This window comes from Flavobacterium sp. MMLR14_040 (genome assembly GCF_033657265.1).
Taxonomy (GTDB): domain Bacteria; phylum Bacteroidota; class Bacteroidia; order Flavobacteriales; family Flavobacteriaceae; genus Flavobacterium.
The window spans coordinates 484,026-508,248 of sequence record NZ_JAWVWO010000002.1; the positions used below are offsets into that span (position 1 = coordinate 484,026).

General features: G+C 36.2%; 12 protein-coding genes. All 12 read right to left on the reverse strand.

The features are described from left to right. Positions 1 to 39: 39 nt before the first annotated feature. Positions 40 to 1,455 (reverse strand): acetylxylan esterase, encoded by a 1,416-nt coding sequence (locus SD960_RS04950; protein WP_318801239.1) that lies wholly within the window; start codon positions 1,453 to 1,455, stop codon positions 40 to 42. Positions 1,456 to 1,623: 168 nt separating this feature from the next. Beyond that, a complete protein-coding gene (locus tag SD960_RS04955; RefSeq protein ID WP_318801240.1) occupies positions 1,624 to 4,374 on the reverse strand; it encodes a glycoside hydrolase family 78 protein in 2,751 nt (916 codons plus the stop codon). Between the two features lie 163 nt (positions 4,375 to 4,537). Further along, on the reverse strand, positions 4,538 to 6,400 hold the full coding sequence (locus SD960_RS04960; protein WP_318801241.1) for a six-hairpin glycosidase: 1,863 nt from the start codon (positions 6,398 to 6,400) through the stop codon (positions 4,538 to 4,540). A gap of 146 nt (positions 6,401 to 6,546) precedes the next feature. Then, positions 6,547 to 7,464 (reverse strand): glycoside hydrolase family 43 protein, encoded by a 918-nt coding sequence (locus SD960_RS04965; protein WP_318801242.1) that lies wholly within the window; start codon positions 7,462 to 7,464, stop codon positions 6,547 to 6,549. A gap of 82 nt (positions 7,465 to 7,546) precedes the next feature. Next, positions 7,547 to 9,115, reverse strand: coding sequence for a glycoside hydrolase family 28 protein (locus SD960_RS04970; protein ID WP_318801243.1), 1,569 nt, complete (start codon positions 9,113 to 9,115; stop codon positions 7,547 to 7,549). A gap of 164 nt (positions 9,116 to 9,279) precedes the next feature. Then, positions 9,280 to 10,686 (reverse strand): glycoside hydrolase family 140 protein, encoded by a 1,407-nt coding sequence (locus SD960_RS04975; protein ID WP_318801244.1) that lies wholly within the window; start codon positions 10,684 to 10,686, stop codon positions 9,280 to 9,282. Positions 10,687 to 10,844: 158 nt separating this feature from the next. Further along, the gene (locus SD960_RS04980) at positions 10,845 to 14,000 is read right to left on the reverse strand and encodes a DUF6298 domain-containing protein (protein ID WP_318801245.1); all 3,156 of its coding nucleotides are present in this window, start codon (positions 13,998 to 14,000) and stop codon (positions 10,845 to 10,847) included. 233 nt (positions 14,001 to 14,233) lie between these two features. Beyond that, entirely contained in the window at positions 14,234 to 15,892 is a 1,659-nt protein-coding gene (locus SD960_RS04985; protein ID WP_413230374.1) for a polysaccharide lyase, read from the reverse strand. Between the two features lie 103 nt (positions 15,893 to 15,995). Further along, positions 15,996 to 16,682, reverse strand: coding sequence for a DUF3826 domain-containing protein (locus SD960_RS04990; protein ID WP_318801247.1), 687 nt, complete (start codon positions 16,680 to 16,682; stop codon positions 15,996 to 15,998). A 110-nt stretch (positions 16,683 to 16,792) separates the two neighbouring features. Beyond that, positions 16,793 to 18,496 carry a polysaccharide lyase gene (locus tag SD960_RS04995; RefSeq protein ID WP_318801248.1) on the reverse strand — a complete coding sequence of 568 codons (1,704 nt, stop codon included), beginning with the start codon at positions 18,494 to 18,496 and terminating at the stop codon, positions 16,793 to 16,795. Between the two features lie 100 nt (positions 18,497 to 18,596). Further along, entirely contained in the window at positions 18,597 to 20,594 is a 1,998-nt protein-coding gene (locus tag SD960_RS05000; RefSeq protein WP_318801249.1) for a RagB/SusD family nutrient uptake outer membrane protein, read from the reverse strand. A gap of 19 nt (positions 20,595 to 20,613) precedes the next feature. Further along, on the reverse strand, positions 20,614 to 23,946 hold the full coding sequence (locus SD960_RS05005; protein WP_318801250.1) for a SusC/RagA family TonB-linked outer membrane protein: 3,333 nt from the start codon (positions 23,944 to 23,946) through the stop codon (positions 20,614 to 20,616). Positions 23,947 to 24,223 lie beyond the last annotated feature (277 nt).

Here is a 24,223-nt window from a genome sequence, read left to right on the forward strand (position 1 = left end):
ACTAACATTCGTGCTAATTAGTGTAATCTGTGTTTATTTTTACTTCTTAACTTCGTAAATCTTATTATTTTTCTCGCCAAACATTTCATATAATTTGTCGATATCTTTCAAAGCATTTTTAGGTAAATTTTCGGCTTTATTTCCAAAAACATATAATTTATCATAAGGTTCAATTACACAAGTCGATTCGTCGATTTCGCCTTTTGCATTTTTGACTTTATTTATATCCAAGCCTAAATATTTAGCCATAAACGGATACAAAACCATACGTTTTGAAACTCCGAAATCATGTCCCTCTTTTGCAAAATGAGCATTTTCTACCAAATCTTTTTTACCGTACAATTCATAAGTTCTTTGGATAAAAGGAAATTCCAATTCAGGAACCGCCAATGTCCAGTCTTTTCCGTCAGAAACAATTAATTGTGGTTTTGGCGCCATCATAGCAGAAATTTCGGCATTGTTTGTTCCATTTCCGCAAAGGTGAATTCCACGACCGCTTTCACAAGGACATCCTCCCGAAAAATGAGAAGAAACCATTACAACCGGAGCAGAAACCGTAATTCTGTCATCAATTGCCGCTAAAAACATCGTATGAGATCCACCGCCTGAACCGCCTGTAACGCCAACACGAGATATGTCCACATTTTTTTGAGTTGACAAATAATCCAATAAACGGATTCCGCTTAAAACCTGAACCGTTGATGCAATACTGTTTCTATGCGTTTGTTCCGGAAACTGAAGCAAAGATTCTCCCCACGCAAACAAATCGTAACTCACAACAATCGCTCCCATCTTGGCCATAATGGCGCAACGATATTGTTCGTCTTTTCGATATCTTCCGTCTCCAAAATGCCCATCCGGAGTTAAAATTACCGGCGTTTTTTTGTTGAAAGGATATGGTTTATAAATCGAACCCGTTACATAAACACCCGGTAGAATTTCCAATCCGATATTTTCGACACTGTAATCTTTATAAATTCTTTTTGGAGTTAAAAGTGGCTTAGACTTTGGTGTTGGGGGCGCCTTGTCTAAACCAAATGAAGTGATCATACAAGCTTTTAACTCCGTTTTACGTTTTTCCCATTCTTCTTTAGTAGAATAAAGGCTTTTCAGATAATCCAATCGCTCTTTTCCTTTATCAACCGAGACTTTATGGTTTTCATATTTTCTGATGATGTAAGTTCCGTCCGGCTGTTTGAAATACATTAATTCAAATGGCGCCAAAATATTCGTCAACGAGATTGGTAAATTTCCTGGTTCGATTCTCCAATCTGCATAATCCAGTTCTTTTCCTTTTAATAAACCCCGGTCGTCGTTGATTGTCACATGAAAAATAGTTTCAATCTTTTTTAAGGTTTCTGAAACTGGTTTTCTATAATTTTCATCAGACGTTATTTGTGCGTTTGAGATTGTCACTGCGAAAAATAATAATATGTATATTTTAACTTTCATCATTTTATTGTGTTTATCTGGGTTGAAAAAAGAACGCGGATGACACAGATTTACTTCGTAAAAACGCAGATTTACGCGGATTTTTTTACTATCTGTTTTTTTTTGATAAAGCGAATAAAAAATCCGCTTAAATCCGCGTCTTCGCTTTAGCGAATCAGTGTCATCTGCGTTCTAAATTTCACACTCAATTGTATATTTTCCTGATCCAAATCTCAGGTATTTCGTTACTTTTCCATTTACTTTTACTTCTGTACCCGCTGCAATTGGCAATTTTATGGTTGCCGATGTATTCACCGGAATCTCCACTTTCAGAATTAATTTCCCGTCTTTCTTCTCCCATTCCGAAGCTATATTTCCATAAACAGATTTGTAAGTTGCTTTCACAAAAGTCATATCGCCAACCACTTCCGGCTGAATAAAGAAATGTTTAAAACCCGGATTTTCAGGATCGGGAACAATTCCGGCTAAACTTTGGTAAAACCATTCTTCGATTTGTCCCATCATAAAATGATTCCATGAATTTCCTTTGCGCGGATCCCATTGTTCGGTTAAAGTGGTCAGGCCAAATTTGATTTGAAAACCATAACCCGGCGCATCATAATGATTGTTCATTTTGTACATCGTTTCGTTTTCGCCATTTTTTGCCAAAGCCTGAAACAAATAACGATTTCCAACATCGCCCGTTGTTAATCTGTCGCCTTTTGCTTTTATATCTGATAATAAATTCTGCATTACAGCCGCTTTATATTGCGGTTCTACGATATCCATATAAACGGGAACAGCATTACTAAACTGACTGTTTGTACCATATTGTTTGGTTTCCGGATTAAAAAATTCCTTGTTAAAAGCATTTTTTATATCTAAAGCCAAAGTTTCATATTTCTCAATATCTTCTGTTTTGTTCAACAATTTTGCAGCTTTTGCTACCAAACTTGCTCCATAAAAATAATGTGAAGTCGCCGAAAGTGCAATCGGGCTATTTTTGGAATATCCCGCCGCGTGCGTTCCGTAATCGTACCAATCGCCCAAACCGTGTGACACAATATGATCTTTTGCTTTTGTGCCTAAATAATCCACGTACTTTTTCATGACCGGATAATATTTCTCCAATAAAGAAGCATCGCCGTAATATTCATAATACATCCAGGGCAGAATTACGCCGGTTACACCCCATTCCGGTGAATCGGTAAAATCGCCTCCAAAAACCACATATTCAGGAACTATGGTCGGGATCAAACCGTCTTCTCTTTGTGCATCAGCGATGTTTTGCATCGTTGCCGGAATAAAACTTTCAAGATTATAATTGAACATTAAACCCGGCCCGTTTAAGTGAATTTCTTCCAGCCAGCCTAATTTTTCGCGTTGCGGGCAATCAGTAAAAACACTTTGAAAATTACTTTTTATAGAGTTATTGATCAGTTCATGCGCTTTGTTAAAAATTTCATTAGAAGATTCAAAAGTTCCTGCTTCTCCCGCCGAATTATAAATGAAATTTGATTTTAAATCTACTAACGTTGGCAGGTTTTTATCCTTCGTTTCTTTATAATTGATGTTCTCAATCTGAACATATTGAAATCCGTAGTAACTAAATTTTGGCTGCCATTCTTCTACGCCTTCGCCTTTTAAAATATAGTCGTAATAATAAGGTTTTCCAGATCTTCCCTGACCAACTGTTCCGTCATCATTTAAACCTTCACCAACCCAAACGCGAACGGTTTGCCCTTTTTTTCCTTTTACTTTTATAGTCGTAAATCCCGAAAGATTTTGTCCCATATTAAAAACAAAAAAGTTAGGTTTTAGTTCTTTAACTGCCGCAACATCATATTGTTTCTGAATCGTAATCGGCGGTGCGGTCTGCGCTCTTAAAACTCCTTTTGGCGCTTCCTGAACAACAATTTTCTTCCAGTTTGAATCTTTAAATCCTTTTTTATCCCAGCCTTTTTGTTCTAAGTTGGCGTTGTAATCTTCGCCTCCAAAAATGCTGTTATACGTGATCGGACTTTTGCTATATTTCCAGCTTTCATCTGATTTTATGATTTCTTCTGAGCCGTCTTTGTAAACCACTTTCATTTTGAAAAATAAAGTGGGCGGACCAAAACTTACAAAAAACTTAGTATATCTTTCGGCAAGCGTATTGTACATTCCGTTTCCTAAAAGAACGCCAATTACATTTTCGCCTTTTTGCAATTCTTTTGCCGATAATTCATAAGTATTGTAATTGACAGTTTTGTCGTAATCTGTCCATAAAGGCGCAAACTCGCTGTTACCAATTTTCTTTCCGTTAATTGTTAATTCATAATGACCCAAACCGGAAATATAAACTACGGCTTCTTTGATTTCTTTTGCAATCTTAAAAGGTTTTCGAAGCATAATACTTCTGCGTGACAAAGAATCTGAAGCATTGATTATAGCATCTTTTTTTTCTCTTTTATAAGTTGCCGAATGGTAATTTCTGCCTTCCGGCAAATGGCTGTCTGCTTTTGTAATCGCGCCAATCCAGGTTGGTTTTAAATCGGATTCGTTTGAAGCCATTCTGAAAAAAGCGGCTTTACTCCATTTCGACATTTCACCTTCCTGATTCCAAACTTTAACCTTCCAGAAATATTTGGTTTCCGGTTTTAAAGGGCTTCCGCCAAAAGCGATATGCAAATTTTGATAAGAGTTTACTCTTAAGCTGTTCCAGATATCACCTTCGTCATTTTTTAGTTTTTCTTCGGATGAAGCAACCAAAATCTGATACCCAATTTGTGTTGTATTCGATTCTTTTGCGACCAATTGCCAGCTGAATCTGGGTTGGTTTTGAATTACAGCCAACGGATTTTCAGTCATTTCGCAAGTCAAATGTTCAGCAGCAATTTGTCCATTCGAAATGAAAGTAACTAAAAGGCAAAAAAAGAATAATATGTTCTTGAAATTCTTCATTTCTTATGTTGAGATTTTTGAACGCGGATGATGCGGATTTACTTCGTAAAAACGCGGATAAAAACGGATTTTTAAAATTGATTTTTTATTCTCATTAAAATAAAAAAATCCGTTTTATCCGTGTCTTCGCTTTAGCGAATCCGTGTCATCCGCGTTCCATACTTTATAACTTTTTCGTAATCAACGACTGAATATTAAAAACTGCTTCGGGAATTAATTTTCCGGTTTGAGGCAGATCATCGTAATCATCCGTGTCCGGTGCTGTGTCCGGATTTGGAGAATATCTCTGTTCACCTGTGCGGAACATAATTCTTTCAAAACCATCTACCGGCGCATAAAATATTCTTGTTGATTCTTTTTCGTCGTTTACTTTTACCGTGTACGAACGGGTTTTAACGTTCAGTTTTACATTTACTTTATATTCTTTTCCTGCTTCATATTTGGCGATGGTATTAAAACGAGCTCCGGTTTTTGTTTTTAATTGTCCATCAGCATCAAACGTTAATCTTACGGCAGGCAATCCTTGTTTATTTTGAAATTCAACCTGCAATAAACCGTGATTGTTTTGTTCCGGTCTAACGGTAAAAGTGACTTCCATTTTCTCTGCAAACGGAATAACGCGTTCAGCACGAGCATAATCAAAATAATCCTGATCTCTTAAAGTTAGCCATTTTTTGCCGTCTTTTTTTTCGATCTTGGTTGAAGCCCACGACAAATCATAGGTATTCCACAACTTTAATTCTTGTCCGTCGGGAAGTTCGTTAAAAATATCATTCGCATTTTCAGTAACAACACTTGTAACCGGAACCGGAATCGACGCTACCCAAATATCTTCTTTATTAACGCTGTAACTTACCCAAAGTTTTCCGTCAGGCGGAATGCCGTCACCCTCAGAAATTCCTCGAACGTATTGCGGACCGGCAGATTTGTAGTTTCCACCATAACGCATCGGACTAATTTCGCCGTGAACCAATAATAAATCTTTGTAATTTAAACCATCATCGCTTGTCGAAATTGCCAATGGCCAACGATATTCTGATGGATTATAAACAGTCGCATAACGATTATCAGACGTTTTTTGTCCCCAGATTTTGGCATTGCTGTTTACAAAACCGGGTGCACGAACAGGCATATATTCCCATGATTTTCCCCCATCTTTACTGATCGAAGTCAAAGCGTGTTTCCATAAGCCAACCACATCACCGTTTGGTAAATGATAAGAGCTAAGTGCTTTATAAGGCTTTTTTAGTGGAATTAATTCGTCATCACGATCGGCTTCTTCAACCCATTGCTGTAAAATCAAAGGATCAGAAAGTATTTCTTCGCAGGCTTTTTTCAAACCTTTGTCTTTTGCCTGCGTATAAAAAGGAAAAACCGATTTCGATTTATCCCACGATTTATTATATCTGATAAAGTAAATTTCGCCAAAACTTCCGTCCTTTTTGATTTCACGAATTACACGTCCAATTCCTTTTCCGTCGTTTGGATCGTCTTTTTCATCCATTGCAATTCCGTAATACGCCAAAGCAAAAAGTCGTTTGTCTTTTGATGTGTAAAAACCCATTCTCTGGTGCATAATGGCATCCAGATTTTTGGCAATACCTTCAACACCTTCTTTTTTCCATCCATCAGGAATATGATAAATAGGAAAAATTACTTTTGGCATTTTCCACGTCACTCCATCTTTTGAAGTCATAATTAATGTCTGGCTCGGCGGAATATGTTCTCCCGCAGGATCACTTAAATATTGCAGATAAAATGTGTCATTCCAATACGCCATCGTGGGCTGGTGGTTGTATGTCCATCCAAAACCATCTGCTTTTTCCGGATGTTCACGGCTTGCGCGCATAATCTGCGTAGCGTGAACCCCAACCGCCGGACTCAATTGCCCATGATGATAATCTACATTTGAAAGTGTTTTACCAACATAACGCACGGTATCGTTTTGCGCATTTACAGAAGCGCAAGCCAAAAAAAATGTGGCTGTAGTTATGATGTTGATTTTTATGTTGTGGAAAGTAATCATTTATATTTTATTTTTTTGCCACAGATTTCACAGATTAAAATCTCTTTTAACTCTTACAATTTTTTACGCAGATTTTTCAGATTTAAATTTTAATTTTAAATGCTAGAAAAAATCATTTCAATCTGTGGAATCTGTGGCCTTATCTTTTATTTTCTTTCAATTAATCCATTTAAAACTTCTTCAGAAATTGTCGTGATTGTGCCGTGTTTGTGTCCTTCGGGAAGACTTATTTTTGACGAAACATCTTCAAAATGAACAAAATCTGAAGTGTTCAAAGCTTTGTAATTTTTTGAGCCGTAATTATCATAATATAACAACCAATTTTCGCCAACTTTCACGACTGTTGGTCCTTCTGATAAATATTCCGTCAACGGTTCAGAAATTTTTCCGAATGGCCCTAAAGGTGATTTTCCGAAGGCTACTTTTATGTTGCGCATGGGTCTGGTATTGTCTTTCAAAACCAAAACATAATCTTTCTTACCTTTCTTTACAATCACGCAGTCGATTACGCTGAAACCTGGATCATAATATAATTTTGTATCAGAGAATGTTTTAAAATCTTTAGTTGTTACATAATACATTCTGTGGTTATTTTTTTCTTCTTCCACTCCTTTTTCAAATCGGAATGGAATTGTCGATGCCCAGATAATAATGTATTCTTTTTTAACATCATCATAAAAAATTTCCGGCGCCCATACGTTTACCACTTCCGGTTCGTTTTTCATTACGGGAATATATTCCTGTTGTGACCAATGAATTAAATCTTTAGAACTTGCATATCCAAAACCATTTCCGCCTTTCCAGTCTGTTGTCCAAACCATGTGATACATTCCGTCGGCTCCTTTTGTGATGGACGGGTCGCGCATGATTTTACTGGCTCCGATTTCTGGTTTTAAGAATGATCCTTCAAGACCTTTCCAATTATAGCCGTCTTCGCTGTAAGCCAGATACAAACCTTCGGTCGCCGGTTCTCTAAACGACGTAAAAAGATATAGTTCTTTCTTTTTCTGCGAATAACTTATCGCAAAAACGAAACAGATTATTATGATGAATACTTTTTTCATGTTGTTTAATTAAACACTAATTTCACTAATTAACACAAATTGAATTGGTGCAAATCTGTGAAATTAGTGTTCTATTATTATGCTATTCTGTAATTGCTTTTTTATCTAAAGCTGCTCCTCTTTTCACAACCGTATTTACATTATTAAATACATTGTTTTTCAGGAAAATATTTTTTGTTTCTTTTCCATCAACTTCAATAAAAACATCAGTTGCATTAAAAGGAAAATTATTGTTGATCATAATATTCGACGCATTATCAATCTTGATCACCGGAACTCCTTTTATTGGTGTTGATGAACCAACATTATCTAAAATAAGGTTTTTAGCATCTAATATTTTGAAAGAAGAACCCACTGATGCATTTACTTTTACATCATGGAATTCAATATCTGTTGCTGTATTGACCGTAAAACCTTCTTTGCCATCCATATTAATATTGGACAAAGAAATATTTTGAATTGGCATTTCAGAAATTCCGCGAACGAATCCCGCTTTATTTACATTTCCACCCGTAACATTACTGATATGAATGTTTCTAAAAGTTGGGGTACGTTCTGTAACGGGCTCTGCAGCATTATCTTTATCGTAGAACAAATCCAGGATTATCGCTTCTTCCTTGATATTTTTCATCACGATATTATCAACGCGAATATCTTCTACAACTCCACCACGACCACGAGCTGATTTGATGCGTATTCCGCGATCGGTTCCGTCAAAAACACAATTTGAAATCGTAATTTTCTTGATTCCGCCCGACATTTCACTTCCAATAACAACACCACCATGACCGCTTAACATCGTACAATTTGTGATGGTAACATTTTCTGTCGCTTTTCCGTATTTACGGCCATCCGCATCCCTGCCTGATTTAATCGTAATACAATCGTCTCCAACGCTGATATGACAATTCGAAATATGAACATTGGTACAAGACGAAGGATTAATCCCGTCTGTATTTGGTGAATGCGGATTAAAAATCGAAATTCCGGTAACGGTCACATTATCACAAAACTCAGGATTTATCGTCCAAAAAGGTGAATTTTGAAAAGTAACGCCTTCGATTAAAATATTTTTACAGCCATACGCCTGAAAGAAAGAAGGACGAAAAAAGTGTTTGTCGATCGTTCTTTTATAGTAAGGCTCATAGACAATTCCTTTGTTTTGCTCTGTCCACATTTTTTGGTATTTGGTTTCGGGAATCGGGCCTTTTGCGGTTTCAATTCGGTACACTTCATTCCACCATGCTTTTCCTTGTCCGTCAATTACGCCTCTTCCTGTAATGGTGATATTTTCAGCGTCTTTGGCATAAAATAATGGCGAAAAAGATTTCATCACCAAACCTTCATAACGCATTTCTACATAAGGCAAATAATCATCAAAATTGTCTGAAAACTTCAAAAGCGCTCCCGAATCTAAATGAATCGTAATGTTGCTTTTTAATTTTAAAGCACCCGTTAAATATTCCCCGGAAGGGAAAAAAATGGTTCCTCCTCCATTTTTTGATGCTTTTTCAATAGCATTCTGAATGGCTTCGGTACATTTTATTCCTTTGTTATTTCCTCCTTCGTTTAGGATGTTTAACCAGCCGTCGTTTGCGAAAGCGGTGTTTAGTCCTGTGATGAAGAAGAATATGATTAGTATATTTTTCATAGTTTTGGTTTTTGGTATGCAGATTTACACTCGTTTTTTGTCATCCTGATGGAGGAAGGATCACACTAGATGCTCCGCATAGTACTTCGTCAATCTTTGTAGAGTTTTGTGTGTGATCCTTCCTCCATCAGGATGACAAAACTGCTCGGTTAAAAAAATATTTCTTACTTCGATCTCAAAATCAAAACCCAGTCATTTCCATCTTTTTTATCTGCTGGTGGCTGAAATTCTTTTGTTCCTTTATTATCTACAATTCCAATTTTTGTCTCTTTTCCATTTCTGGGATTATACCAACTTGCATCTACTTTGTCTCCGGAAATTTTTCCCATATTCAGGATGATTTTTCTACCGTTGTACGTGTAAATCAAAGCGTATTTTTCTCCTTTTGTGGCAACCAAATAATCGTATTTTTCTCCTTGATTGGCGATTAAGGTTTGATCCGGAATTCTTTCTAAATACGGAAAACTTAACATCAGTTTCTTAATATAAACCATTTGTCCGGCTCCGGGCGCGTTGATGGCAGAACTCCATAATTCTTTGTTTCCGTAGGCTGGTTTATCGCCTTTTCTAAACATTTGCATTACGGCATTATGACCGTATGTATAACCTGCAGCTCCGGCAAATACTGACCAATATCCGTAACGGCGAACGTCATTATCCGTCCATTTTGGCTGTAAAGTATCGTGCAAGCCATGCGGAATTCCTTCGTAAGATGGTTCTCCGTCAAGCGCTGGTTTTGTTGGTTTTAAAGTTAAATCTCGCTGAACAAATTTGTAATTGTCTTCTTTGAAATTCGTTTTTATTGAATCCTGATCGTATCTTCTGTGACCTGATTGAAACATGTTAAAATCCAGCCAGCTTGCATTATGATAATTTTCAGAAGAATCAGTTCTTCCAAAAGGGTGAAAGGTCACCAACTGATCCGGATTATTTGTTTTTAATGTGTTTCCGATGGCGTTCCAAATATCCATAAACTCATTTCCGTGCGTATCGCCTCCATTTAACCAAATCACATTGGTTCTGTTTTTATATCTGTCGGCTAAAAACTTCGCATATTTTTCTGCCTGTTCTTTGTTGACTTTATTTCCTTTTGAAACATTTGTTCCCCAAACTGGAACCATTGCAACGTAGATTCCATTTTTCTGAGCAACATCCAAAGTGAAATCTACGTGATCCCAATAATCGTATTCATCCTTATTATTGAAATTATTTCCTGCAGTGGTTAAAGGTTTAGAAACGTCTTCGTTTATCAAGGCGGCATCTCCATAAACATTTACTGCGTTTATATTGTGTAAAACCATCACCTGAACAACATTGAATCCTTTTGTTTTTCGATCCTGAAAATATTTATTTATGCTTTCTCTGTCTAATTTTCCAAATGCCAGCCAGCCTGTATCGCCCAACCAAAAGAATGGTTTTTCGTCTTCGGTTACGAAATAATGCTGATTTTTTGACACTTTAATTTTTGGTAAAGTGCCTTTTGTTTTTTCTGCAGATTGAGAATATCCGCTTTGCGCTGTTAGCAAAAAGCTTATACAAATGGCGTATAGATATTTAATTTTCAGATTCATTTTGGTTTATTTTGAAATTATGTTTTTTGGGCCACGGGTTTGACGGATTGAACTGGTTTACACTGGTTCTTTTTTATTTCTCGCAGATTGTGCAGATTTTTAATTTTTAATTCCTTTAATCTGCGCTAATCCGTTTAATCTGTGTCATCCGCGGGCTATTATTTTTTAATTATAAACAATACTTTTTCTTTAATTTCAGAAGCTGGAATTGTACTTATTTTTCCGCCTTTGATGTTTGCTTTTTTAGTGAAATTTCCGTTTGCAGCGTTGATTGCGTACACTTCAAAATCTCCTTTGTATGCAGAAAGATCAATTGAAACTTCTTTTTCATTTTTGATGTAAAAAAGATAACTTTTTCCAACATTTTCTAATGTCCAGATATTGTCTGAAAATGTATTTCCGGCAACTAATTTCATTTCGCTTAAAGCGGAATAAAACTCAGGAAGATTAATTTTTGGAATGTTTGGCAATGACGCTCCTGCCATTAAAGCCGGCCATCCAAATCTTGACGAACCATCTGTTGAATATAGAATGATTTTTTCAGGATATTTTTCGCGGTATTCACGAACGGCGCGATAGACCTGATCGTCTGTTTCTTTTCCGGTTTTGAGTTTTCTGGCGTGTTGTCTTGGTGCTAGATTTTTGCCTCCTTCCGGCGCATAAGCCGATCCGTCTTCTTTATAGTACCAATATCGAATATCAATTGCATCTACTGTTTTGGCTCTTTTTGCATCACTTAAAATAGCATCCTGAACATCTTTTGTGGCACTTAAACCAATGATTGCTTTTTTACCGGTTTCGTCTTTCCATTTTTCAACCTCATCAATCCAAAATTGCATAAATTGAAGCGGACCTGTATATTCCGCACTTGTTAACTGGATTACATTGCTGTTTTCCTGAAAGTTTTCTAAAGATTTACGAATAAATCCTTCATGCAATTTTCTTCTCGCCGGATTCGTAACATCATAAAATTGTTCTGCCATGAAAATACGTTTGTCTCCTGCATATGGTGGCGGTTCAGGAAATCCGGTGCTGTTTATATTGTTTGCAGAACGCCACGGCGAACTCGACCAATGCGCTCCGGCTTCGATAATATTATGCTGAAAATATTGCTGATTGATTAACAATTGTCCTTTGGTTTCGGCCAAATCAGCAAAAAGTGACAGGCGATCCCAATACCAATCGTTGAATTTTGTCAGATCGTATTTACTTAATTGATCCCAGGCAAAATCCTGTCCGCTTCTCGCAAAGGGCTGTTCGTAAAATGGTGGCCAAACATCGGCATCAAAACGGCGAACACGTTCGTGATCGTCCATTCTTCTTTCGTACCATAAACCGTAATTATGTTCTAAGGCGACCATATTTTTAGAAGTGAGATAATCAGAAACTTCGTCGATATTATCTGTAAATCCGGTTCCGGTTCTTCCCGGAACAAATCTGGTAATATCCGGCAATGACTTCGAAATATCACTGTCTCTCAAACTTCCTCTCCACCACGGAACGCTTAGTCGGTTTCCGGCGATTACTTTATTATCATAAGTAAGCCAGCCGTTTATTGTGGTTACTTTTGTATTTGTACTAGTATTTTGTACCGAATTTATCTTTAAATCATTCGCATTTTTAACACCTGAATTGTTTGTATCAATTGGATTTAATTTCGAAACTTCTGCAATCCATTCGATTAAACTTTCTTTTGGTTCAACCGAATTTTTAGTTAATTCCTGCGCCACTTCCACAGCCGGACTTGATGAAGGTTCTGAACCCAGATCATAAATATGAGGATTTACAGGGAGTTTTTCCAGTCTGTTTTCTAACTGTGCATAAAACAAACTTCTCGGATTAATATGTCCGTTTACTTCTTTCCAATGACCATCGCCAGCCATGATGCCGCCCCAAACTCCAAAAGCCCAGTTTTGTGCCGTTGGCGGATTATAACATTCTATTTTTGATGCCGAAGTTTCCCAAATAACACTATTTGCTGCCGTCCAGCCTGCGCCTCGACCGTTTTGTTCTCTGTTGTTGTAACTCAAAGCGTGACCGTCGATATACGAAACTTCAAATAAAACTCCGGTGGCCCAACTGCCAATCGCGCCGCTATTATTAAAAGGCAAATACGATTCGCATTGAATAAATACATTTGGACCTGTTGTTCCAAATCCGCCCACAGCAAAATCATGGTAACCGTATTCAGAATAACAGCGTTGAAATAAAGTTTGCTGACCTTCTGTATAAAAAGTATGTCTTCTAAAACCTGCGATTTCAGAAACGGGTTCGGTTGCTATACAATCTTCAACCGTAATTTGCTGTGCCGATTTTAAAAGTGAAACTGCTCCACCTGCAAAGTGCTTAAAATTGATTTGTTTTATCCACGCATTTTTTGCGTTTTCGATGGTAATTCCAAACCATCTGTGTTCTTCGTCTTTTGGTTTTGAAGTATCATAAGCTGATTTCAAAAGGACATTTTCGATTCCGATTTGCTCAATTCGTCCTGACCATGAATAGGTCGTTGCTTTTGCAGTTCCGTAAACGTCATCCAAAGTCATGGTTAACGGAGCGTTTAATGTTACTTCGTTTCCATTAATTTTGGTTACAATTCTGTTCCATGAAATATCCCAATCGTCTTTTTTCCAACCAATCCAACCGGTTTCTGCGCCAAAATCATCCATTTTTAATTCCTTAATCCAATTTGCGGTTAAAGGTTTTGTGATGATAATTTCATCCGATGGTTTTAATTTTGATGCATTTTTTAATTGAATTGTTTTGGTTCCAAGCGGTGTATAATTGGTATTGAATTCGAAAGTTTCTCCTAACTTTTTATCATCAATTCCTAAAATTCTGATTACAGCTTCTCTTTTTAATCCGGTTCCTAAAAGAATGGTTCCGTTTTCATTGTTTCCGCTTCCGCGTAAAACCACTCCTGATTTTCTGATGAATAAGCTTCCGCTGATTTTAAAAATTCCTTTGTCTAAAAGTACAGCGCCTCGAAAACCTGATTTATTTGGTTTTAAATTACTGACATAATCAATCGCCGCCTGAATTCTTTGGGTTGCATCTTCTTCTTGTTTCGGAACAAAAATTTTATTCTCCACATTCGGAATCGCTTTTTCCGAAGCCATATATCCGGCATACGAAAAATCAGGAATTTGATTTCCTTTTGTGTCTGTGGTGAAAGAAAGTTTTCCTTCTTTGGTTTTTACGATGTCTGGAAATGTGGTTTGTGCTGTCCCGATAATACTGAAAAACACCGCAAAACCAGATAAAATTATTTTATCTTTTTGAAGTGAGATTCTATTTTTTAGTTGGGTAAAATTCAATTTAATACTATTTTATAATTTTACATTTCCACAATCTTGTCATTTCGACGGAGGAGAAATCTCCGCAAGTAACTCCTCAACGAGAATCCAGTCTTTGTCGAGCTTCTCGCGGAGATTTCTCCTCCGTCGAAATGACAAAAACTTTGAGGATTTCCTTTGTGTTTATAAACCTGACAGGTTTTAAAACCTGTCAGGTTTGCGTTGAGAATATCCCTGAGACTAAATTTAAGACTTTACTGCAATAATACTTTTGATAATGTATCCGTATTATTTTCAAATTTTGTCCAGTCTGTTTTTTCTTTTGGATCTATGTTATTAAAATATTTTTCAATATTGGTATAACCGTCACCGTTTGTATCTTTATTGGCATCTGAGGCATCATTTGGATTTAAGCCAAATTTCTTTTCCCAGGCATCTGCAATTCCATCATTATCAGAATCTTTATATGCTTTTCCTTTATATTCCGGATATCCTCCAACCTGATTTGGGTTCGTGATAATTCCTTTTTTATAAGAGTCAGCAGGTAATCTTCTTTTAATAAATTCCTTGCCGATTGCATTTTCTAAACCGTCTTTAGCTTCAATTTTTCCGGTGCGAACTTGTTTGATTATTCTTTCGTCGACCTCATCTCTTTTTGGCAGGATTGCACCAACATTATTCAGTACAAATTCATACGCTTCTTCTGCTTTCATGATGGTAATGTTTGGCATCGAAAACGGTTTTGGCTGTTTAATTAACGCTAAATAATTTTTGGTTTCCGCTTCTGAGTGATCTTCCAATTGTACGCCGCCGTTCCAGTTGTCTTTTGTAACTTCTGGAGAACCAACGATATAATTTCCGTCAACATAGGCTCTTCCATATGTTTGTGGTTTCATATATCCTGATTCAGGTTTTAAAATTCTGTAACGAATTGGCTGATCTGTTGGTGTAATTGGTCCCGGCTTAAAATAATTATTGATGATGTTGAACATCGAACGATAATCACCTCCGTCAAGAGAACGATTCCACCAATTGAAAATCACATTATTCACAAAATTAAAATCACCATACATTCCAATAGACGCATTTCTTGAAATATTATCAGCCCACAAGTTACGCATAAATGTGCTGTTTAATCCACCAATTGTACTTCCGAAAGCGTGATTATATGTATCTAAACCTTCTGATGAAATGGTGTTTTGGATGGTAATATTACAAGCGGGTAATTTTTCTAATTTTGATTTATCATTGGCCTGAAACTGATGTCTGTATAAAGAAATATTTTCGTCTAATCCCCAGCTTACAGAGCAATGGTCTACGATAATATTTCCGATTGGATTTCCGCCCAATGCATCATCTCTACGGGTAACTTCTGTAGCGCCTCTGCGAAAACGCATGTATCTGATGATAACGTCATGTGTATCAATTTCTAATGTTTCTCCGGCAATACAGATTCCGTCACCGGGAGCAGTCTGACCTGCGATGGTAACATATGGAGCACGCATGCTGATTCTCTTTTTTAACTGAATAATTCCTGAAACATTAAATACGATTGTTCTTGCTCCAACGGCTTCACAAGCTTCACGAAAAGTTCCTTTTCCACTGTCTTCCAGACTTGTTACTACAAATATTTTTCCGCCTCTTCCACCTGGCGTAAAAGCGCCGCCGCCTTCTGCTCCCGGAAAAGCAGGAATATCGGCATGAACAAAATCTTTTGGATAAGAGGCCCACGGTAAATACGGACGTCCCAATTTTGCTTCGGCCTGAATAATATTATAATTGCTTGTCCAGATTTCGGCTAATCTTTTTTCTTCATCGGCCAAAATTGCATCGGTTTTATCCTGAAGCGGTTTTGGAATTTCGGGATATTGCGCATATGCGGAAGAAAAGAAAGAACAAAATGAAATAACCATTATTGTTCGTTTCAGAGTATTTTTGGAAAAAATAGTTTGCATGAGAAATAGGTTCTGAAATTTATACTTCAATTTATACTTCGGCGAAAGCCTAAAACTTAAATTATTCTTTTGAAGTTGTGTCTTTTACTTTATTTTTTTCTCGTTCTTCCAAACGCTTATGCCAATCGGCACTTTCTTTATTTAGATCGTAACCTGCTTTTGATAAATAATTGTTGATTCTTCCTTTGTACTTTCCAAACCAAGCATGTTTTTCTTTAGATGATCCCCCATCCATTGCAAATTCTCTGGCTTCGACTAAAGCTTTGTAGATATAATCTTTTTGTTCTGCCGTTAAATTTGGCAGCATATCGTTATAACCCGCAACAGTAATTGGCAATACCCCATAGGTCATTCCATCTTTTACTGCTATTATTTTTTCTTCAGATAATTGCGTTCCTAATTTTTTCAAATAAGATTTGTGCAATTTTTCAATCTCTTTATCTGCAGTTGCTTTTAATTTATCAACTTTTTCATTTTGTATTTCTTTAGACAAACTGCTGTCTTCTTTTATTTTTTTAATTTCAGCATCTCTTCCATCCTGAATTTCGCTTAAGTCTCTAAATTGCTGTGCGATAATTTCTGTAACTGTTTTTTCTTTTTCAGGATTTGCCAAAGCAAGTTTAGTTACAATTTTAGCAGCTCTTTCGTTGGTAACGTTGATATATACCGGATCTAATTTTTTTTGTGCTATTGCGCTAATGCATAAGAATAACATTAATAACACACTTATTTTTTTTGTTGATTTCATTTTTAATAAATTATAAATTACAATCACTAAATCTGCGTGATCTGCTAAATCTGCGTGCTAATTTTTTTCTCACGCAGATTTGGCAGATTTAGCTGATTTTTCTTTTTAAATTAATCTTGTAAAGACTTTGTTAAGGTTTCCTGATTATTGCTTAAATCCTTCCAGTCTACTTTTTTAGTTGGATCGATTCCGTTAATGTAATCTTCGATGTTTGTATATCCGTCGTTGTTTGAATCTAGTTTGGCATCAGCAGGATCATTTGGATTTAATCCGTGTTTTTTCTCCCATTTGTCAGGGATACCATCTTTGTCTGTATCAACATATGGTTTTCCTTTATATTCCGGATATCCGCCAACCTGAGAAATATCTGTAATAATTCCTTTTTTATAAGAATCCATTGGTAAACGTCTGTGTTCGAACTGATAGAATTCTTTTTTCTCTAATCCTTTTGCATATTCAGGAACTCCTGTTTTTACGGTTCTTACGATTCTTTCGTCTACTTTATCTCTGATTGGCAACGTTGCTCCAACATTTTTCAATACATATTCATAAGCTTCATCAGCTTTCATGAATGGGCGAAACCATGGCATTGGAAAAGGTTTGTCTGATTTCATTTTATCGAAATAAACTTTGGCTTCATCATAAGTCATTAATTCACCTTTTTTATTTTCGATTTGAATTCCGCCATCCCAGTTGTCTTTGGTTACTTTTTCATTTCCGTTTACAATGTTTCCGTTTACATAAGCTCTTCCGAAAACCATATAAGGCAATTTACTTCTTCCTGATTCCGGTTTTAAGATTCTGTAGCTAATTGGCTCATTTAAATTCGTTACTGGACCTGGTTTGTAAAAGTTGTTCATGATGTTGTAGTTTGCTGTATAATCACCACCATCTGTAGATCTGTTGTACCAGTTGAAAACTACATTGTTTGCAAAATTGAAAATTCCGTTCCATCCAATTGAAGGGTTTCTACCGGCATTATTTGCCCACATGTTTCTAATAAAAGCACAATTTTCTCCGCCTAAAGTACTCCCGAAAGCGTGGTTGTAAGTATCTAAAGCTTCTCCGAATAAACTGTTTTGAATTGTAATATTTACTGTACCTACTTTTACATCCTGATAACCCGGACCCGGACTGTACATATGTCTGTACATAGACATGTTTTCATCTAATCCCCAAGTTGCAGAAACGTGATCGATCATGATATTTCCAACTGGATTTCCTCCAATGGCATCGTCACGACGACCTACGAAAGTTTCTCCTCTGCGGAAACGCATATGTCTGATTATTACGTCATGTGTATTGATCCAAACTGATTCTCCTGCTACACAAATTCCATCGCCAGGAGCTGTTTGTCCTGCAATAGTAATATAAGGTGCACGAATAATTAGCGGACTTTTGATTCTGATAATTCCTGAAACATTAAAAACTATTATTCTTGCTCCACCTTTTTCGCACGCTTCACGTAAAGTTCCAGGTCCGCTGTCTTCAAGACTTGTAACGGTGTAAATATTTCCGCCACGTCCTCCAAAAGTGTACATCCCTCCTCCTTCAGCACCAGGGAAAGCAGGAATTTCTGCTTGTGGCAAATCATTTGGTCTCGACGCCCATGGAATAAATGGTTTTCCATGCTTGGCTTCTTCCTCAATAATTACAAGCGCTTTTTCCCAGGCTTCGTCTGAACGTTTCTGAGCTTCATCCATAATAACTTTGGATTGTGCCTGAACTTCGGGACTTATTTTGGGATACTGCGCAAAACATTGGAAACTTCCTAAAAACAATAGGAAAAGAGCCGATAAAGTGAAATTTTTCATACTAATTTTTAATTATGGTAATTCTTTTTAAACAAATCACCTGTATTTTTTAGAAATACAGGTGAAATTGTTTTAATAATTCATTTCAATATAATTTATTTTATTCTTGGAAATTATAAGTACCTGCAGCACCATTTCCATCTTTCCATCCGATAGTCTGTGTTAACCAAGGATTACCAACCAAAGCAGTCTGATTAAGTCCCATTACATAATAATTTGGTCTCCATAAAATAGGAGTTGCAATACCACCAACCTGATCCATAGGTGTTGGAGGAGAACGCAATTCAAAATTATTAGTATAAAAAGTTGATAAAGCAGTAATTTGAGCTTGAAAGTTTGCTGCGTCCGGATCAACAGAAATAGAAGCACGGGCATTAGCTAAAGGATCTGTACCTGCAGCACTTGTTCCATTTTTATAATGTAAATAATTTCCAATACGCTGAGTGCCGTTTATTACCGGAATACCTAGTTTAGAATTTGTTGCATCATTAATTGAAGCATCGTCACTATAAAGCATCCATCTTTGAACGTCCCAGAAACGTTTTCCTTCATAAGCCAACTCAACTCTACGCTCATATAGACAAGCTTCGAGAGCTGTATATTTGTCTGCCAGTGTACCTATTCCGTAATTATCTGTAGCAGGAATTCCAACACGTTTACGAATTCTTCCTAAATAAGCAATAGTATTACCAATGTCACCTTTAGCAGCATAACATTCTGCAATATTCAATACTAACTCAGCAAAACGATATTCGATAATATCTGTTCCTGAAATTTGAAAATTAGATGCATTACTTACTGTAGGACTTGACATTTTACGAATAAAAGCAGGACTCGCTACATCATTTCCAGTACTGTAAGCTACACCGGTAGTAGCATTCGTTGACCATCTATATGCCCAAACAGTAGGTGCCGCAGCTGTAGTCAAACTATTATTATAAGGCCAGTAACTTCCTGAAAAACCAAATGTTCTGTAAAAACGCGGGTCACGGTCTCTAAAAAATAAGAATGGATCATAATTATTTGTAGCAGTAGGTCTTTTTCCGCTAGCCATAGGAAATAAATCAATCATACTTTGTGGAGCATCAACTCCTCCACTTCCTTGTCCGCCTTGGCTCGCTAATCTAATTGATCTTTCCCAAGAGTTATTTGACTGTAAAGAAGTAGCAACTGTGGTACTGCTTGCCAAAAGTTTAACAACTATAGCTTCAGATATGAATGCATTATCATTAATATAAAACATTCTTTCCCAATCTTTTGCAGTTGTTCCATATAAACTATTACCAGCTGCTGTTAATTCTGTTTCTGCTGCTAATCCCGCTGCTAAAGCAGCATCCCAACGATCTGGTGCAGAATCCCAATTTTTATTGAATAACGGACTTGCATACGTTAATAAAACGCGTGATTTTTGAGCCATCGCTGCGCCTTTTGTAAAACGACCGTAATCACTTGCTGGCCATGTACGTGGTAATAAACTCGCAGCTAAATCAAGATCGGCAACAATTTGATTAACTAATTCAGATACTGTTGCTCTTGGTATTTTTATTGAAGGATCATCTTTAGAAGGTGTTTGAACAGTTGTTACAATTGGTACGCCACCATAGGTACGCATTAAATCGAAATATTGAATAGCACGTAAATAATACATTTGCCCTTTAATCTGATTACGGAATGTTTCACTCAAATTAGCTCCATCTACATCAATTCTTTCCAACATCACATTGCAATCTCTAATCCTGTTATAAGGATCATTAGAAGGGTTCTCAACTAATGTTTTTCCGAAATAACCCGATCCATTAGCCGCGTTGTCTAAAGTTATATTTGGATTAATCATATCCGAAATACCACCTATTTCTTCTGTATAAGTAGTTTGAGTAGTAGTAAAAGATCCTACAAGAACTGCTGTAGGTGTTTTATACCCATCAAAAAAGTCGTAATATAAATTGTTTACATACCAATTAACACGTTCTTCACTTTTAAAGAATTCTTCATCGTAATATTTATATTGCTTTTTATCTTCTAAAAAGTCATCACTGCATGAAACTCCTAATACCATTAAAAGAATCATCATTATATATGTACAAAATTTTGCTTTCATAATTGTTTTTTAATTAAAATTAAAATGACACATTCAAATTAATTGACCAGGTTCTAAGTGTTGGATATCTGGAAGATGAATCATCATACATATTTCTATAATGATCTGGATAAGGATTATACAAATCCCAAAGGTTGTTACCTGTAATTCCTAAAGTAGCTTTTTGAATATTTAGCTGTTTCATTGCTTCTTTTGGAAGTTCAAATCCTACAGTGATATTTCTAATTACACATCTAAAAGTATTTAATTGCCAAAAATCAGATGGAGCAAAAATATAGTCTTGTTGTCCCATATTAGGATACTTACCGTTAGGATTATCAGTAGCGTCATACATGTCTCTCCAGAAAGATTCATGAGCCCAATCATTATGAGCAGATGAAGTACCTTGTTTTACTAAATCAATAGAATTGTAACCTCCCCAAGTAGTTTGAATCTGCGTTTTGAAATAAACCGTTTTATATTTGAAACCCATGTTAGTTGTAAAACCGTATGTTCTATTGTTGTTTGCCAACTTAACATAATCCTCATTTCTCATAATTCTACCATCAGCTCCTGCCTGAGTTCCTGTTGATGCGTTATAAACACCTGCCGTATCTTCATAAGCTAGCATCCCTTTACGCATAGAGGCTACGTTAGTAATACCCATATAAGAAGGAACACCTCCTACAACAGTTGCTCTCTCTGTTAAATAATTCCAATAATTAGCTACATCTTCGTCTGTTCTTAAGATACCATCACCAGTTGAAGTTTGTTTCCATGTATTGAATCCCCATACTGGGAAAAATGTAGAGTTACCGACTTGTGTTATATTAGTATTGGCATCAGTTCTGGCAATTTCAGGATATTTTTTAACCTCGTTATTATTAAATCCGAAATTTACTCCAACATTATAACTAAAATTATCTTTTATTTTATCATTCCAATTTAAACTAAATTCAGATCCCCATGCGTCCACAGCTGCGTAGTTTACCTCGGCAAAACCACCTCCAACAGTAATTGGCGTACCTGCTTCCCCAGCTAATCCGATCAGCATCTCTGAAGATTTATTATAATAAAAATCAGTTGTAACTTGTAATCTGTTTTTTAAGAAAGCAAGATCAAAACCAAGGTTATTTTGAATAGTAGTATCCCAATGTACATTTCTATTTGGATTTGGACGTGGCGTAATTCCTCCTCCTAAAAGACCTCCGTTAGATCCAAATTGAGCTCCTTTGTCTGGCAATGGCTCATAAAATTGCAACCATCTCCAGTAATCAATATTATCCTTACCAGTTTTTCCAATTGAGTAACGTATTTTGAAATTATTTATCCAGGAAACGTTATCGGTAAACCAATCTTCTTTAGATACAACCCATCCTAATTGCGCGCCTGGGAAAAAGCCCCAGTAATTTTCCGGAGCAAATTTAGTAGAAGCATCACTTCTAAAAATAAACTCAACAAGATATCTGTCTTTAAAACTATAGTTTACACGTCCTAAATAAGACTGTGTTCCTGACTCTACTTTTACAGCCTGCGAGTTTGTACTTATCGGTCCGGCAGTAGTACTATTTCCTAAAAAGTCTTTTGATGTTCCCTCATAAGCCAAACGAACATTTTTGTTCCATGCTTCTGATTGCTCATAACCGAACATCGCAGATACATTATGATTACCAAAAGTTCTAGCGTATGTTGCAAAAAAGTTTGCCTGCACTAATTTATCCAAATCTGTAGTATAATAAACTCTAGAACCACGGGTATTTGTTTCAACAGCGTATAATGAATTAGGATTTTCTAAATGATTATCAGCTAACTGGTAATTTGTTATTCTCGCTAAATCATAAGGCAATTGATATTGCTCTGTATAGTTGCTAGATTGGCTTCTTGCAAAACTTCCTTTTACACTTAAGCCTTTTAGAAATGGCAGTTTATATTCTAGGGACAGATTCACATTATATGAAAACTGCTCTTCTATTTGTTTTCCAGCATCTAAACCCGCAAAGTAGTTCCATCCTGCAATAGTCGTGTTAGAATTTGCACTTCCTAAATTACGATCTGTACGCGCAAAAGGAGACATCCAATATGTTTTGCCATTTACTGTAGTTTCCCAAGGAATGTATTTAGGCATGTGTAATAGATAACCATAATCTGCTTGTTCTCCTGCTCCTAAAGAACCAAAACTGCTGTCATTTAAATTCGCTGATCCTTTAGAGAATGATTTAGTGACATCAGTTGTAATAGCCGAAACCGAAGCAGAAAATTCTAAATCTTTAGAGATTTTTATAGTAGTTCCAGTTCTGAAATTCCATTTTTTATAATCTTGTTCTCCTAAGTTAGGACCTTGATCAAAGTAGGTAATACCTGCAAAATAAGTTGCTTTTTCAGTTCCTCCACTTGCAGAAAGTGATTGTCTTTGCTGTATAGCTGGTTTCCAAGCTTCTTTAAGCCAGTCATAATCCAAACCTTTCATTTGCTCAAGCTCTGCAGCAGAAAAATATTTAGTTTTATCAGCTTCCAAATTAGAATTCAAAAATCTATTCTTCCAAATTCCATGCTCATAAGCATTCATTGTTTTAGCATGGCTTACTGCATCATTAAATGCATATTGACTATAATAAGTAAACGATGGTTTTCCAGATTTCCCTCTTTTGGTCTTTACGATAACAGCTCCTTGGGAAGCCCTAGATCCGTAAATTGCAGCAGAACCATCTTTTAGGATTGTAATACTTTCAATTTCTGAAGGATCCAATTGGTTAAAGGTATCCAATGTTGGTTTTCCATTTGCAGGATCAATTTGAACCATATCATCAATAACTATTAATGGAACACCTGAATTACCATCTTTTGAAAACCCGAAATTTTGACGTATCGCAATAGCGGCAGCATCACCTGGGCGACCTGCTCCTCCTGATACACTTAAGCCTGGAGTCAAACCTCTCAATGCTTCAGATAAATTTGACACAGGTAAATCCTGAAACTCTTGCGGTTTTAAATTTACAATAGCTCCTGTAATATTATTCTTTTTCTGTGTACCATATGCAATAACTACAATATCATTCAATTCATTAGAATCTTCTGCTAGTTTAGCATTTACTATTGTACGACCTGCAAGGGCTACTTCTTGTTTTTTCATTCCGATGAAAGAAAAAACTAAAGTTGCATTTGGCTTAACTTTAATTGAATATGAACCATTAAAATCAGTCGTAACCGAATTCTTTGTAGATTTCTCTGTTACATTCACCCCGGGAAGCAATCCTGATACATTATCAGTAACTGTTCCGGTTACGGTTACAGTGTTTGAAGTTTGAGCATAACTCACTATGCTCATTAGTGCAAACAAAAGAAAACTACATCTCTTTAAAAGTGCTTGTTTCATAAATGTTTTTGTTTTGGTTAGGTTATTAGTTTAGTCAGTTTTTCAAATAAAAAAAATATTGTATTCTGATTGTTTTAACATTAAAAGGTTAAATGTTAAAAATACATTTATTTATTTGTGATCCAAAAATATAACGATTGCGTATTACAAGTGTCCTGTGCTATCCTGTTTCAATAGTATTATCTGAAAAAAAACTATCTAAAAAAACAATATTAATAAAAAAAAGAAAGAAAAAATGTACGTACAGAAAAAAACAAGAAAAAGGTTTGAACATTAT

Coding starts and splice junctions, on each gene's coding strand:
- SD960_RS04955 (WP_318801240.1), bottom strand. CDS start 4,374: ATGAAGAATTTCAAGAACATATTATTCTTTTTTTGCCTTTTAGTTACT.
- SD960_RS04965 (WP_318801242.1), bottom strand. CDS start 7,464: ATGAAAAAAGTATTCATCATAATAATCTGTTTCGTTTTTGCGATAAGT.
- SD960_RS05005 (WP_318801250.1), bottom strand. CDS start 23,946: ATGAAACAAGCACTTTTAAAGAGATGTAGTTTTCTTTTGTTTGCACTA.
- SD960_RS05000 (WP_318801249.1), bottom strand. CDS start 20,594: ATGAAAGCAAAATTTTGTACATATATAATGATGATTCTTTTAATGGTA.
- SD960_RS04990 (WP_318801247.1), bottom strand. CDS start 16,682: ATGAAATCAACAAAAAAAATAAGTGTGTTATTAATGTTATTCTTATGC.
- SD960_RS04960 (WP_318801241.1), bottom strand. CDS start 6,400: ATGATTACTTTCCACAACATAAAAATCAACATCATAACTACAGCCACA.
- SD960_RS04995 (WP_318801248.1), bottom strand. CDS start 18,496: ATGAAAAATTTCACTTTATCGGCTCTTTTCCTATTGTTTTTAGGAAGT.
- SD960_RS04975 (WP_318801244.1), bottom strand. CDS start 10,686: ATGAATCTGAAAATTAAATATCTATACGCCATTTGTATAAGCTTTTTG.
- SD960_RS04985 (WP_413230374.1), bottom strand. CDS start 15,892: ATGGTTATTTCATTTTGTTCTTTCTTTTCTTCCGCATATGCGCAATAT.
- SD960_RS04970 (WP_318801243.1), bottom strand. CDS start 9,115: ATGAAAAATATACTAATCATATTCTTCTTCATCACAGGACTAAACACC.
- SD960_RS04950 (WP_318801239.1), bottom strand. CDS start 1,455: ATGATGAAAGTTAAAATATACATATTATTATTTTTCGCAGTGACAATC.